A 15,435-nucleotide genomic window follows, 5' to 3' on the forward strand; every position below is an offset into this window, starting at 1 on the left:
CCCGATTACAATTTTTTTATGTTAGACAAGTTCTGAGAAAGTGTTAACTTGAGTTATTAGATTAGCAAGTTAACATTTAATTTCGTTGAGGAAACAAAAGATATGGCAGCTACTCCAGTCCAACAAAAATACGATATTAAAGATATCTCCTTGGCTTCTAAAGGACAGCAGCGCATTGAATGGGCTGCCAGAGAAATGCCTGTAGTTAAGCAAATCCAACAACGTTTTGTTAAAGAAAAGCCTTTTGCAGGAATTCGTTTAGTCGCTTGTTGTCACGTTACTACTGAAACCGCAAGCTTGGCGATCGCCCTGAAAGCCGGGGGAGCAGATACTGTACTTATTGCCAGTAACCCTCTTTCTACTCAAGATGATGTAGCAGCTTGTTTAGTAGCTCACTATGATATGCCTGTCTATGCGATCAAAGGGGAAGATAATGAAACTTATAACCGTCATGTTCAAACTGCCCTTGACCATAAGCCCAATATTATTATTGATGATGGTAGTGACGTGGTTGCTACCTTGATTAAGGAACGACAACACCAAATTAGCGATATCATTGGAACCACAGAAGAAACCACCACTGGCATTGTGCGTTTGATTGCAATGTTGAATGATGGGGTTCTTACTTTCCCTGCAATGAACGTTAACGATGCTGATACCAAACATTTCTTTGATAATCGCTACGGAACTGGACAATCTACTCTTGATGGTATTATCCGCGCCACTAACGTTCTTTTGGCAGGTAAAGTCCTTGTGGTAGCCGGCTACGGTTGGTGTGGTAAAGGGGTTGCTATGCGCGCTCGTGGATTAGGTGCTAACGTTATTGTTACTGAAATTGATCCTGTTAAAGCGATTGAAGCTGCTATGGATGGTTTCCGTGTTATGCCCATGACAGAAGCTGCTACTCACGGCGATGTGTTCGTAACCGTAACTGGAAACAAGCATGTTATTCGCGCCGAACACTTCGAAGTGATGAAAGATGGCGCAATAGTTTGTAATTCAGGTCACTTTGATATTGAAATTGACCTGAAATCTTTAGGGGCAAAAGCGACTGAGGTTAAAGAGGTTCGTAACTTTACCCAAAAATATACCCTACCCAGTGGTAAGTCTATTATTGTTCTAGGGGAGGGTCGTTTAATTAACCTAGCCGCAGCAGAAGGTCATCCTAGTGCGGTGATGGATATGAGCTTTGCCAACCAAGCTTTGGCTTGTGAATATTTAGTAAAAAATCAGGGAAAGTTAGAACCTGGAATTTATAAAATTCCGAAGAAACTTGACCAAGATATTGCTACGCTGAAATTAAAAGCAATGGGCATCACTATTGATACCTTAACTGCAGAACAAACCCAGTACATTAATTCTTGGACTGTTGGAACTTAATCAATTGAAAATGGGTGGGAATAACCCACCCGTAGTGATTTAGGGTAAATAATTAATAGTTACTTTCCAAAAGAATCAATAGAACATGGCATGGCAAAACTTTCAGTTGAATTAGAACGCTATTTTTTTGAAGAAGAAAGAGCTTCAGATGTTAAACTTGTCGATATTTTATCTTTAGCTGGTGAGCGAATCTTTGGATTTTTATTTATTACTCTGGCTTTACCTTCTGCTTTACCAGTTCCTGCACCAGGTTACTCGATTCCCTTTGGGATTTTAATGTTTCTATTGGCTATTCAATTGATTGCAGGGTGTAAAGTTCTTTGGTTTCCAGAAAAGATAATGAAAGGGTCAATCAAACTAGAAACAGTGCAGAAGTTTCTAGAAAAAGGACTTCCTTGGTTAAGAAGAATTGAAGCATTGACTCATCCTCGCATGACCTATATTTGTACAAGTCTACCAGGAAGAGTTGTAATCGGTTTGGCGATTGCTTTAATGTCTATTTTGATGATGATTCCTATTCCCGGAACCAATACTTTACCTGCAATTGGAATTTTTGTAACCGCTTTTGGGTTACAAGAAGATGATGGATTTATTAGTCTAGGAGGACTAGTTATTTGTCTGATTGCTGGTACTATGTCAACCCTGATTATCTTTTTAGGAAAAGAAATTATTAAAGAAATTTTTGACCTTGCAAAATGGTTTTTAGGCGGTTGAAATCTATCCGATTACCTATCAGCTTAGATACTTCATTATATGACTCAATCTTCAATTCACCCCGCTAAAATTAGCTTTGTTCTCCCCAATTCTATTGCTAAAGAAGTTGGTTTTGAAGTGGGTGACTCTTTAGTGGCTATTAATGGGTTTCCACTGCGGGATTTAATAGATTATCAGTTTTTGTGTGCAGATGAATATTTAGAATTAGACGTAGTTGATAACAAGGGACAAACTCATTATGTAGAAATTAAAAAAGATTATGATGATGATTTAGGATTAGAGTTTGAAAAGGCTTTATTTGATGGATTAATTCAATGTAATAACCATTGTCCTTTTTGTTTTATTGATCAACAACCTCCAGGAAAACGAGATAGTCTTTACTTAAAAGATGATGATTATCGTTTGAGCTTTCTTTATGGCAGTTATTTGACCTTGACTAATTTATCTAAGAAGGAATGGAAACGTATTGAAAGAATGCGTCTCTCTCCCTTATATGTTTCAGTTCACTCAACAGAAGCTGATGTACGAATTCGCTTATTGAAAAATCACCGTGCTGGACAAATTATAGAACAATTGAAATGGTTCCAAAAACGACAGTTGCAAATTCATGCTCAAGTCGTTGTTTGCCCGGGAATTAATGATAGTCTTCACTTGGAAAAAACCTTGACTGATTTAGCCTTATTTCATCAAGGAGATGTTCCCACAATTATTTCTACTGCGGTAGTTCCAGTAGGATTAACTCGCTTTCGTCCCCTGAAAGATGAATTGATTCCTGTCACGAAAACTAAAGCAAAAGAAGTTATTAAACAAGTGCAATCTTTACAAAAAGAATTTTATTTTAAATTTAACAGTAATTTTGCTTGGTTAGCTGATGAATGGTTCTTAATTGGACAAGAAGAATTACCTCCAGAATCTCACTACGAAGATTATCCACAAAGTGATAATGGAGTAGGGTCAATTAGTAAATTTATCAGGGAATTTGAAACAACAGCAAAACAGTTATTACCAGCTAAAATTAATAAGTCAGTTACCCTGACTTGGGTCGTAGGAAATGCAGTAAAAAAGGTTTTTCAACCCCTGGTTAAAAAACTAAATAAAGTAGATGGATTAACGATTAAGTTAGAAGCACTAAAGAGTCATTACTGGGGACAAGAAACAACAGTAACAGGATTATTGACAGGAGAAGATTTACTGAGCCAATTACAAGGAAAAGATTTAGGTGATGGAATTTTATTACCCTCAATTATGCTTAAACACAATGATATTTATTTCCTAGATGATATGACAGTTGAAGAATTAGCTAAACAATTAAATGTTAAAATTTTTCCTGTTACTGGAATTGAAGAACTTATTCAAATTTGTTTACATATTTCCACTTTGCCTACTATGTTAAATAAATAGAGAACTGAAGCATTTCTATCCAAAAATAAAGTCTGCTTTTACAGATTTAATTAATAGGTTACTACTCCTTCTTTTTAGTTTCTCTATTTAGAGTTCAAGTCTATTCTTTAGACTAGTGTAGTATAAACAACATAACAAAATGGACAGGCTAGTTTCCTGTCCATCTAAACTTATAAAACTTTTGAAAAAGTTACAAAAAAGCTTAGAATTTCATCTCGGCTGCTTGAACTCTTTCGACTTGTTTCTTCTTAAGAACTAGCAGGATTTGAGCTAACATAATCCCTGCTAAGAAGATCAATAACCACTTAACTCGTGTTGGACTTTGTAAAACAATTTCCGTATCTTTTTGCCCAAAACCACCAACATTAGGATTATTAGTGAGGGCTTCTCCTGCTGCTACTTGTTGTCCTTTAGAAACAATCAACTGAGGACCTGCAGGAATTGTATCTACTACATCACCATCAGTCGTCGTCAATGTAACAGTATAACCGCCAGCCTCATTTTGACTAATAGCGGAAATCTTTCCAGCTTGAGATGCTTTAAAAACGTTATTATTGCTAGATTCCCCGTTGGGATATATTTGACCACGACCGCGGTTAGCTCCTAAGTGAACAGAATATTTGCCAAAGTTTACGGTTTTGTCCGTGGCAGGATTAGGAGATAAAACAGGAAAAATAATCTCTTGATACTGATCTCCAGGTAAAGGTCCAACAAGAACCACGTTTTCTTGGTCCTCACTGTAGGGTTGGAAGTAGAGTCCTCCGATCTTTTCTTGCATTTCTTCAGGAATGCGATCAGATGGAGCAATCTTAAACCCATCAGGTAACATGAGGACAGCCCCCACATTTAGACTACCTTTGGATCCATCTCCTAACACCTGTTGAGAATTGGAATCGTAGGGAATTTTAACCACTGCCTCAAAAACAGTATCGGGTAGGATCGACTGAGGAATTTCTACTTCAGCAGCCTTTTCTGCTAAATGACAGTTGGCACAAACAATACGTCCAGTTGCTTCTCTAGGGGTTTCTGGAGCTGTTTCTTGCGCCCAGAAAGGATAGGCAGCAGCCCCTTGAGGAAAAGCAACATCGTTAAAAATATAGAGGGCAAAAGTAGCACAAGCAATCAAAATGATATGCATCGTAACCTGCTTACTTGCTTGCCAAATTGCCGAGAAATCGGGTGTTCTCATTGCTAAGTCAAACCACTCAAATCTTAAATGTTAACGTTACCAAGGATCGAGACAATTGACCGAATTATACCCACCAGGGGTTTTCATCAGTTCGAAAATCTTTTTCTGTCCAAGTGCTAAAAACTACTTTGTCGTTGTCATCAACATTGACATGGGCCAGTATTAATGATAAGGGAGCAGGCCCGCGCGTGACCTTTCCCTGGGCATCGTATTGGGAGCCATGACAGGGACAGATAAATTTTTCTTCGCTAGTGTTCCAAGGAACAACACAACCTAAATGGGTGCAAACAGCGTTAATTCCATAGTTGGCTAAAGTTTTATCTTCCTCAACTACGATATAAGTAGGATCGCCTTTTAACCCTTGGGCTAGAACGCGATCACCTGGGTTGTGAGTTGCTAAAAATTCGCTGGCAATGACATCATTACCAAGAGCATCTTTAGCCGTTACACCACCACTAGTCCCACCACTAGAAGAGGGAATGAAATATTTAACCACCGGATATAATGCCCCAGCTGCTACGCCGGTAATTGTTCCGAAAGTCAATAGATTCATGAATTGGCGACGTCCCATATCGGGGACATCGGACGAACCAGATACTTGAGTCATAACCAATTGTTATTTGTCTACGTTTGCTGATACTTCTAATCACTAGGAATCAGGAGTTACTCGTCTGTGCTGCTTAGAAAGGGTATAGTAGCAACCTTGAGCCAAATTGAGGACACTTTTACAGAGAACTCAAGTTGCATCATCAAGCCATACAGTTGTATCCTTGCTTTGAAAACAGATTACAAGTCCGTTTTAAATTATGGCAGAAATTTGCCCAAAAAACTTAGTAAATTTGGCCGTCAAGTAATTAATACCAAGATAATGAATTCTCTTGATTTAGCTTTTACCCCTGCCCTAGAATTAGCCAAATTAATTCGCACTCGTCAAATTTCTCCTCTAGAATTAACTGAAGTTTACCTTAATCGAATTCAACAATATAACCCCCAGTTAGGCAGTTTTTTCACTATAGCAGGGGACATAGCTATGGCCGACGCTAAAGCTAAAACGGAACAATTAGCCCAGACTTCAGAGATTAATGCTCTTCCTCCTTTTTTTGGAGTTCCTACGGCAATTAAAGATCTTAATGCTGTTGCACAAATGCCTTTGAGCTATGGAATTTCTGTCTTCAAAAATAACATTGTAAATTATGATGATGAGGTGGTAAAGCGAATCAAAGAGGCAGGATTTATTGTCCTAGGTAAAACAGCCACTTCTCAATTGGGTTCTTTTCCCTATACAGAACCTCCAGGGTTTCCTCCAACTCGTAACCCTTGGCATCGAGATTATGTGGCGGGAGGATCGAGTGGTGGAGCGGCTGCTGCTGTAGCAGCCGGATTATGCCCCATTGCTCAAGGATCGGATGGAGGGGGATCAATCCGTATTCCGGCTGCTTGTTGTGGGTTGGTAGGGATTAAACCTTCTAGAGGTCGAGTATCTAATGCTCCCGTAGGGGACTTTCAAAGTGGGATCTCAACCCACGGCCCATTAGGGAGAACAGTGGCTGACGCAGCAGCGTTATTAGACGTGATGGCCGGCTATGTGACAGGAGATCCTTATTGGTTGGTATCCCCTAAAATTTCTTTTTTAGCAGCTACTCGTCAATCTTCAGTTCCTCTTAAAGTTGCCTTTGCGACTAAAATCTACCCGTTTCCTGAAGCTGAAGTAGTTATCAAAGAAGCAGTTCATAAGACAGTTAAATTATTAGCAGAAATGGGACATGAGGTGGAACCTAGCTGTCCCAATTTTGAGGAATTAACCAATCCTTTTAAGCAAATTTGGCAAGCAGGAGTTTTAGCGTCTGGAGTTCCTTTAAAAGTATTAAGTCCCATTAATCAGTGGTTAGGAGAACAGGCAAAAATGACAGGAAAATATTTACAAGCAGTTCATCAAATGCAAATTATTTCACGGCAAATTGTTGCTTTTTTTGATCGTTTTGATTTATTGGTTTTACCTGTTTATCTACAACAACCGATTAAGGTAGGAGAATGGGCTAATTTATCTCCAGAAGAAGTCGTAGAGAATATTGTTAAATGGATTGCTCCTTGTCCTCCTTGTAATGCGAGTGGTTTACCAGGAATTACTTTATCGATGGGACAAGATAAAAAAGGTTTACCAGTAGGAGTTCAATTAATTGGAAAACCTGCCGATGAATTAACATTAATTCGGGTGGCAGCGCAATTAGAACAAATGACTGATCGCCCTTCATTTAAAATGATTGAATTATAGTTTAACGCTCTATCCAATTTACTTACTAATTGTAATTTAGTTCACAAAGACAAAAATAAGTTTTGTCTAAAAGGATCTAAGCTGTCAAAGAATTACTATAACTTCTCATGACGCGCCCACAACTCCAGAAATTTTTATAATATCTCTGACTAATTTCATCCCCTTGTTCCGAAAAAGGATCTATCGCAATACCATTTCTGCCCGTTTCCTTACCAGAACTATGGATATAATACCCTTGTCCTAGATAAAGAGCAACATGGTTTACCTGTTTTTGCCCAAAAAAAATTAAATCTCCAGCTAAAAGTTCTTCTTTTTTAATTCTTTTCGTAAAAGCTTCTTGTTGATAAGAATCTCTCGGCAGCCAGATTCCTGATACTGCAAAAGCTCTTTGTATTAACCCTGAACAATCATAATTTGGTCCAATAGTTCCCCCCCATAAATAATAATTAGGTTGTTCCATAGCCACCTTCGTAAAGGCAATAATTTCTCCTAAACGAGGCGCAATGTCATTACGGTAAAAAATAATAGGATTATAAGGTTCATTCACAGGTTTTAATGCTGATAGTTGAGTTAGGGACAGCCATGCTAAATAGTTGTCTTCTCTCAAACAAACTTGAACAGCTTTCTCAGTGGCAGTTTTGAATAAAACGGTGAAATTTCTTCCAGTAGCTGCTTGAGTAGCTAATTCTTGACATTGAGAAGAATTAAATAAATTTAAAGGAGTATGATTACAATATTCACCGCAGACTGAAGGAAGTAGAGAGTTAAGGAAAGTCATAATTTGAAACAAACAAAAAAATTAATTTATTTAAAAATGTAGATGAGACACTATTGAAGTTAAAGACAAGACAAAACAACAAGAAATAGTCAAAATCTTAGTTTCTTAATAATAGTTTTTAACACAAGTCCACGTATTTATCCACAGACAACTTATGTCAGGATATGAAAACAATAGGCAGCTGATTTTTTATAAAAATCAGCTACGATTTACTGTGTGTATCAGAAAAGAGTTAAGTACATTCTAAGCATGTCTATGACTTTTGACTTCAAATTAATCTCTAAATACCCGTTAGGAATTATTCAAGATGGATTGTCGTCACATTAATTTTTCTATCGACAGAGCTAAAGTTGATCTTGTACAACTTCAAGCATTGTTCAACGAGGTAGCCTTTTGGGCAAGAGAAAGAACTCTTGAAGATTTAGGGATTGCACTGGCAAACAGTAATCCAATCGTTACTGTTTGGGATACAACAAGAATGATTGGCTTTTGTCGAGGGATATCTGATGGGATTTATCGGGGAACTATCTGGGATGTTCTTATTTGCCCAGAATACCAAGGATTAGGTCTAGGACGCAAGTTAGTAGAAACGGCTTTAAGTCATCCGTTGATGTGCCGGGTTGAACGAGTTTATTTAATGACGACTTACCAACGAAAGTTTTATGAACGCATTGGCTTTCAGGAAAATAAGTCGACCACTATGGTATTGCAGAACACTTATGAAATTAATTCTCTATCTCTGGGTGGAGAATCTTTTGAGTATATGCTAAATGGATCGGAACAAGTATTTGGGTAATCTTTTCCGAAAATTTTAAAGTAGGAGTTTATTACTTTTAATACTCTTTATTCTGCAACAGTAATTCACATATCAACTATGTATAATAAAGTAATTGTAGTAAACTTTGTTTATTAGCTATTAAGTAGGTGAGCTTGAATACGTCCAAAATAGAAAAGTAGTTGAAAAAGTACTATTACTAAATAGCGCTACATAGCAGTTCGCCTAAAAATTTAGTTAACAAAATTAGATGAGCAAACACCATTAAGGTTGACTCGCAACCTAATTTTTTTTAGAGTGAGAACAAAAACAGAAATTTTATGTTCAAATAAAAAATGGAAGGTAAAAAAATACAAATTGGATGGAACTATAACAGAATATAATTATAAAAAAATATAGATCTATTTGTTAATAAAAAGAAGAATTGTAGTTTTATCCAAAAGACGAAAGAGAAATAACTCGAAGTAGAAAAAATGTGAAATATTTTAAACTGCTCTCATAAAAAATAAAGAAATCATAATATTTGACAATTGTATAAGACCTTAAAAAAGAGAAAAGTTAAATTAACTTCTGAAGGAATGAATCCAGATTTTTTTTAGAAAAATGGTTAGAAACAGCAAAGAACAAAAGTTGATAGGAAAATTAATCTATATCCTAAAAAACTGAAATAGTTTCTTATACCATAAGAATGAAGAAATAGACACTGTAATTATCAAAAATAATCGCATTCATAACAAACTTGTAATGTAAGATTAACCAGCAAAATGCTAGGTTAAAAGACTTTATATATATAAAATTCATAAATTCTTATCTTAATAAACTTTAACTTATTATTTATAGTTTACGCTATTTTTTAGATTTTATCCGTATAAAAAAGAATCTCTTCGATAAGAATTAACTGATTTTAATCGTACTGATAGTCAGTTTTAGTTTTCATAAAAAATTGTTATGTAGTTATACTTTAGTTGATATATTTCACAAAATATAGACATTCTATACACTTGGTTTAGTTGGGCTTTTGTTCTTTGCTTCACTTTTTTTATATATTTGTCTTTTTGAACGATAAGATAATCTCTTTTTTAGCTTTTAGCTATTTTATTAGCTCTTTATATTTTTTTGTCTCTCTAATCCTTAGACTCACCTCTTTATATAAATTAACTAACATTAGATAATAATTTTACTGTACTTCAATTATAGTAATTTTATCAATTACCAATCGTTTTAATTTCTGAATTTTTTTCAAGTGTAAGTCTTGACATAAATCGTTGAATATTGTTTCTATTTCTTGTTTACTTACTCCATTTATTGGAATCACATTTTTGATGTAACTATTTAAGACATCTTCAATAAATTTTATTCTACATCCTCTAGATTATGTTAATTTTAAAAATTAACTTTTTATGTAAATTATTTAAATATTAATTACATGTCATTTTATGACAAGCTATCTTGAGATAGATTACTTATTCTACACAGGGTAAATATATTAGTTAATTCATTTTTTTGATAAAATTTGCTAGTAGTTTAACCATAACAAATACAAGTTGTTATTTAGTATATTTTTCGGGTTAATTTAACAATTAATCAATGACGATAAGTTTTCTCTGAATTTATAATCATTGATTAAACTGAGTAAAGTATTTGATTCAAAAGTATAAATTAGGTAAAATATTGAATTTAGTATAATTTAACTCAAATATAAAATCTGCTATAACTGCTATACACGCAGCAATTATAACTTTTTATAAGCCCATTATTAGTAATAAGCTTATAAAAAGCTATAATCTATTCGAGGGTTTATTCTTCCTTAATAAAGACGTTCCCTTGACGTAAAATTATCCACCCTTTTTCTGTCCATTTTGCAATAGTTGAGGGAGTTCCACTTGCATATTTTTCTTCAGAAGTTAAGTTGCTATCATCTAGAGTATAAACATTAATAAAAGTTGCTGCAATCTCTCCCATAGTTTCTAAGGGAGGATGTCCTGATAGATTAGAACTAGTAGTAGCTAAACATCCCGTTTTTGCCAAAATTTCTTGGGCAGTTTTATGGTTAGGAATACGAATACCAATAGTACCTGAATTAGTAGGATTAATTATTGCTGGAACTAGAGGCGAAGCAGGTAATACTAAAGTTAATGATCCGGGCCAATAACGTTGAGCTGTTTGTTGCCAAACATCTAATTCTTGAGTAGTTCCTTTGACATATTGCCACAGATCTTCAGGAGATGCTCCCATTAAAATTAAGGGTTTGTCGGGGGAGCGTTTTTTAAGAGAGAAGATCAGGGAAGCACTTTCAGGTAAAACCCCCAGAGCAGGAACGGTATCTGTAGGAAAACTTATCACTTGACCAGTTTTTACGACTTTAATTAATTGAGATTTGCAAACTTTAGGCATTTTTTCCAAAAGTAACTACTATAAACTTGTTAGAGTTTTCTGAAAAACTCCCCTATTAGGTTGGTAGAATTACTCCATTTAAATTTACTTATTGTAATTGACTTATTGTAAATTAGCTTGAAGCAAATTAGCTGATAATAAATTTGTCTAAAATAAGTCTTCGCAAAATAAATTTGCTCTTTCTAAATTTACTTTATACACAAAGAATATCATTTAAATCCGCGTAGCTCAAATTTGTATAGATTAATTTACGTCTTGATAAATCCTTTTCTTTTACATCAACACCCTATAAACCAACCTCTATTGAGTCACGATAATAGGAGCGTTGAGATAACTGAGGGGAGTTCAATAATACTGAATGCAATTTTTATGACTATGAACATAGGAGTTTTGAGTCTAATAATTAGAGGGGCAAGTATAAGGTCTTTTTTGCTTTGTAATAGTAGGATTAACTTGTTTAGAAAAAAATCTATCAGATTGATGAGATTTAGTCCGTTTGCAGGTGTAATTAAATTCTTGGAGTTTGGCTACCGCTTTAGCAATTAACTGTTCCATTAACTGTTAATTATCTTTCGACAGACAATCAGAATGCCAAATAAATACCAAACTTCGATAAGCTTGGTTAATCTTTTTAAGGGATGCACTTATTCCTAATCCCAACACTCTGTAAGACTGTTCTACTTTTTTCATTACTACGCAAAGAGACTAACCAACAATAACACTAGTTTACAGAACGATTATAGCAGGTTAGGACATTGAACCGAAAGAATCAATGACTAACTCTATCAATTGTGATAAATCCTAATTGATAGAGAATGAGAATTAAAATACTAGAAAAAAGTTACGTCTGTAAAAGTTACGTCTGTATCAGACAGTGAGGGAATGAAAGTTGGGAATAAAAAGATTAATTATTAATAGGAGAATTAATCGTAAAAATTAATTTAATTGGTTTAAAATCTACTTTTAATTTATTACTATCTAATAGTTTATACCTGATTTATCGTGTCTTTTTTACGACAAATAAGAGTTTAAATTTTAACCCTAAAATAGATAAATACTTTACTAAATATTTATTCAGCTTGAGTAACATAGATTGCTCAAACAAACCACTTAATAATATTGCAGTGATTATAAAAAATAAAAATACCAATAAAAGGCGAGATATTAACTCGATAATATTGATATTAAAATCGATTAAAGAAAAAAATACAGAAGACAAGATAACATAGAATATATCGAACTCTTTTTCATAGAATAAGGTTTAGTTAATAAAGAACAAAACTCATACAATTTGATCTAAAAAACTAGTAGCATGATCAGAAAGATTAGCAGAAATAATTCTCACTTGATTAAAAGAGTAGAGTAGACTAATTATTAGTCTTTTCAGAAAACTAGAAAGTTAAAATATATTTTCTATTCTCTTCTCTTCAAAAGTAAATTTTACATTACAGGTACGGTATAACTATCGTTTCTTCATTACAACCTCATCTAGTTTCTATTCCCGAAAACAACAAAAGCGTATACCTGAGCAGGTATCATCTATAACTGAATCACAGAACAATTTAGCTAGGATGTGAAGATGATTAACTGGACCGATCAAAATCGAGGAAAGAGTTGGGTAACAAAATTATTTTGGGTGGGAGTTGTCATTACTCTAGCAATTTTCCTATTGAATTTCACTTTAATAGGGTTTGGGGTATACGGAGATGGGATAGGGTATTATACACCTCTACGTTCTTTGATTTTTGACGGTAATCTTCAAATTAATGACGAATATGAATATTTATCTCATTCTGTATCTAATTTTGGTGGTGGTGCTCGCGTAGATAAAGCTATTCCCCAATACAGTAAATATACTTTGGGTTTAGGATTAATGCTATCTCCCTTTTTTGTCCTCGGACATTTTGCAACTTTAATTGCAAATGCTTTGGGGGCAGAAATTGACCCGAATGGACTGACTTGGAGCTATGAATTATTCTACTGCCTAGGCAGTATTACATTAGGTATTGTTGGACTAATTTTTTGCTATAAAGCCGCTAGATTATTTTTTAGTCAGACCGCTTCTGTCTTAGCTGTAGCAGGTATTTGGTTTGCCTCTCCTTTGAGTTTTTACCTTACCCTAGAAGTTTCTATGTCTCATGCTGTTTCTCAATTTTTAATTTCTATTTTTCTCTATGTTTGCATTTCTACAGTTTGGGTAAAACAACGCCCTCAACAAATTTTATTAGGACTAGTTTTGGGATTGGCAGCATTTGTTCGTCCTCAGAATATTTTGTTTGCTATTGTTCCTATTATCATGATTGTCTGGAATATAATTAATGGAGTCATTAAAGCTAACAAAATTGGTATTAATAATCCCTGGACAAAGATTATTAAATTACCAGATATTACTTCATTAGCTGTCATAGGGTTGGTAGCTTGTTTAATGCAACTTCCTCAAATTTTTATCTATCAATGGCAGTATAGTAATTTCTTAAAAATTCCTTATCTGGAAGAAGGGAGCGCAGAAGGGTATGAGTCCAGCTTTAACTGGATTCAACCCCAAATTAGTAATGTTTTATTTTCGGGACATCGTGGGCTATTTTTTTGGCACCCTGTATTATTTTTAAGCATCATTGGCTTAATTTTAGCCTATAGAAAATCACCAATGTTAGTAACAAGTTTTTTACTGGTTTTTGGATTACAAGTTTATTTAGTTGCTTCTTGGTGGTGTTGGTGGCAAGGCTCAAGTTTTGGGGGAAGAATGTTTACAAATTGTAGTTTAATTTTTGTTTGGGGATTAGCAGCTTTTTGGGATAATTTATCCTGCAAGAGATCACGATTACTTGGAGTAGGGGTAACTCTATTTTTAATGGGATGGAATACCTTATTAATTCTACAATACGAATCAGGAATGATTCCTTCAGAAGATGCTGTTACCATCAGACAAGTTTTGCATAATCAATTGTTTGCGATTCCTTACTTTATAAATCATATTTTTAATCGTTAGTCATTAATTGATGATTCTTCAACCTAAAGATATTTGATTATTTACTTTAAATTGTTAATTATAACGGTAAATTTTAACCCTAGTGAATTAATGGTCAGTTATCATGTAAAATAAAATTTCAGTAACTTTTAATTGCAGATGTCTCCTGTTATCCCTTCTAAAAGCTTAGCTTGGTTGTATAGAGGAACTCATGAAATCTTCCCCCATCAACCCAATTCAGATAACTCTGAAGAAAACCTTGAACAATACCTAAAAAAGTGCGACCATCCCCTTAGGGTAAAGCTAGGAATTGACCCTACAGGTTCGACTATTCACTTAGGCCATAGTATTCCTTTTCGAAAGTTAAGAGCGTTTCAGGATGCTGGCCATACTGCTGTAATAATTATAGGAGACTTCACAGCACAAATTGGCGACCCGACAGGAAGATCAGAAGTTAGGAAGCAATTAACACCCGAACAGGTTCAGGAGAACGCTAGAAACTATTTAGAACAATTGTCTCCCATTCTTGATTTCGAGACCCCAGGACGATTAGAAATCCACTACAATTCTGAATGGCTAAAGGAATTAAATTTAACTAAAATTCAAGAATTATTAGCCACAATGACCGTGGGACAAATGTTAGCTAAAGAAGGATTTGCAGAAAGATTTAAACAAGAAAATCCCGTTTTTCTCCATGAATTTTTGTATCCATTAATGCAGGGTTATGATTCAGTGATGATCGATGCAGATGTAGAATTAGGGGGGACGGATCAAAAATTTAATATTGCTGTAGGAAGAGACTTACAAAGATACTTTGGAAAACCTCCTCAATTTGGTTTATTATTACCTATTTTAATTGGGACGGATGGCCATCAAAAAATGTCTAAATCCCTCAATAATTATGTTGGGTTAAAAGAAAATGCGTTGTCGATGTATTCAAAGTTAGAAAAGATTCCAGATACTTTGATTAGAAGTTATTTTGAGTTATTAACTAAATTACCTTTAGATAATTTACCTAAAAATCCAAGGGACTGTCAAAAACAATTAGGGATTGAAATTGTCTCTCAATTCCATGGAAAAGAAGCTGCTGTAACTGCCCAAAAAACTGCCGAAGAGTTAGTAAAAAAAAGGAATGGAACCTCGATAGATATCGTAGCTGAATATGACCTCTCTGGAGTAGAATTTCCTGCAAAACTATTTTATATTTTGAATGCTAGTGGATTATGTAGCAGTAGTGGAGAAGGAAGACGACAACTTCAAGGGGGTGCAGTTCGTTTAGATGGTGATCGCGTTACCGATGTTAACTTAAGTTTTGAAACTGTCGAAGAACTCCAAGGAAAAATATTGCAAGTAGGGAAGAAAAAATTTGTTAGGTTAATTTGAACGATTGACGTAAAATCTGGTTTTTATAGCTCCTTTGTCCTTCTTTATTCCCAAACTTTCTCGTCTCTTACCTATTTTATTACTTCTTAATATAAATAAGTTTCCAGAAATAAATCAAAATAGGATAGCTTCTGGATCAAATCAATTAGGAAATAGTTAAATAAAAAAAGCTTAACTTAAA

At 34.6% G+C, this 15,435-nt stretch carries 11 protein-coding genes; 7 read left to right on the plus strand and 4 right to left on the minus strand.

Annotated features, from left to right (window positions below; all coding sequences use genetic code 11):
• The first annotated feature begins 102 nt into the window (after nucleotides 1-102).
• The 3 genes from ahcY to P3F56_RS00785 all read left to right on the plus strand — a co-directional run bounded on the left by ahcY (nucleotide 103) and on the right by P3F56_RS00785 (nucleotide 3,495).
• Nucleotides 103-1,380 (plus strand): adenosylhomocysteinase, encoded by a 1,278-nt coding sequence (gene ahcY, locus P3F56_RS00775; protein WP_281152876.1) that lies wholly within the window; start codon nucleotides 103-105, stop codon nucleotides 1,378-1,380.
• 90 nt (nucleotides 1,381-1,470) lie between these two features.
• Nucleotides 1,471-2,094, plus strand: a complete 624-nt coding sequence (locus P3F56_RS00780; protein WP_281152877.1) for an exopolysaccharide biosynthesis protein — start codon at nucleotides 1,471-1,473, stop codon at nucleotides 2,092-2,094.
• Nucleotides 2,095-2,133: 39 nt separating this feature from the next.
• Nucleotides 2,134-3,495 (plus strand): TIGR03279 family radical SAM protein, encoded by a 1,362-nt coding sequence (locus P3F56_RS00785; protein WP_281152878.1) that lies wholly within the window; start codon nucleotides 2,134-2,136, stop codon nucleotides 3,493-3,495.
• Nucleotides 3,496-3,697: 202 nt separating this feature from the next.
• Here the strand turns inward: P3F56_RS00785 and petA are convergent, their stop codons facing one another.
• Nucleotides 3,698-4,684 (minus strand): cytochrome f, encoded by a 987-nt coding sequence (gene petA, locus P3F56_RS00790; protein WP_281152879.1) that lies wholly within the window; start codon nucleotides 4,682-4,684, stop codon nucleotides 3,698-3,700.
• Between the two features lie 64 nt (nucleotides 4,685-4,748).
• The gene (gene petC, locus P3F56_RS00795; protein WP_281152880.1) at nucleotides 4,749-5,291 is read right to left on the minus strand and encodes a cytochrome b6-f complex iron-sulfur subunit; all 543 of its coding nucleotides are present in this window, start codon (nucleotides 5,289-5,291) and stop codon (nucleotides 4,749-4,751) included.
• 261 nt (nucleotides 5,292-5,552) lie between these two features.
• Here petC and P3F56_RS00800 point away from each other — a divergent pair, with 261 nt between their 5' ends.
• Nucleotides 5,553-6,956 carry an amidase gene (locus P3F56_RS00800; RefSeq protein WP_281152881.1) on the plus strand — a complete coding sequence of 468 codons (1,404 nt, stop codon included), beginning with the start codon at nucleotides 5,553-5,555 and terminating at the stop codon, nucleotides 6,954-6,956.
• 76 nt (nucleotides 6,957-7,032) lie between these two features.
• On the opposite strand, the gene P3F56_RS00805 is transcribed toward P3F56_RS00800, so the two are convergent.
• Nucleotides 7,033-7,734: a C40 family peptidase gene (locus P3F56_RS00805; RefSeq protein ID WP_281152882.1), complete on the minus strand. Its 702-nt coding sequence runs from the start codon at nucleotides 7,732-7,734 to the stop codon at nucleotides 7,033-7,035.
• Nucleotides 7,735-8,041: 307 nt separating this feature from the next.
• Here P3F56_RS00805 and P3F56_RS00810 point away from each other — a divergent pair, with 307 nt between their 5' ends.
• Nucleotides 8,042-8,530 carry a GNAT family N-acetyltransferase gene (locus P3F56_RS00810; protein WP_281152883.1) on the plus strand — a complete coding sequence of 163 codons (489 nt, stop codon included), beginning with the start codon at nucleotides 8,042-8,044 and terminating at the stop codon, nucleotides 8,528-8,530.
• Between the two features lie 1,776 nt (nucleotides 8,531-10,306).
• On the opposite strand, the gene P3F56_RS00815 is transcribed toward P3F56_RS00810, so the two are convergent.
• Complete coding sequence (locus tag P3F56_RS00815) at nucleotides 10,307-10,903, minus strand: L-threonylcarbamoyladenylate synthase (RefSeq protein ID WP_281152884.1); 597 nt, start codon at nucleotides 10,901-10,903, stop codon at nucleotides 10,307-10,309.
• Nucleotides 10,904-12,482: 1,579 nt separating this feature from the next.
• Between P3F56_RS00815 and P3F56_RS00820 the strand changes: the two genes are divergently transcribed.
• Entirely contained in the window at nucleotides 12,483-13,892 is a 1,410-nt protein-coding gene (locus P3F56_RS00820; protein ID WP_281152885.1) for a hypothetical protein, read from the plus strand.
• 138 nt (nucleotides 13,893-14,030) lie between these two features.
• Nucleotides 14,031-15,254, plus strand: coding sequence for a tyrosine--tRNA ligase (tyrS, locus tag P3F56_RS00825; protein ID WP_281152886.1), 1,224 nt, complete (start codon nucleotides 14,031-14,033; stop codon nucleotides 15,252-15,254).
• Nucleotides 15,255-15,435: the final 181 nt, after the last annotated feature.

The sequence above is a fragment of the cyanobacterium endosymbiont of Epithemia clementina EcSB genome, from assembly GCF_029919255.1.
Taxonomy (GTDB): domain Bacteria; phylum Cyanobacteriota; class Cyanobacteriia; order Cyanobacteriales; family Microcystaceae; genus Rippkaea.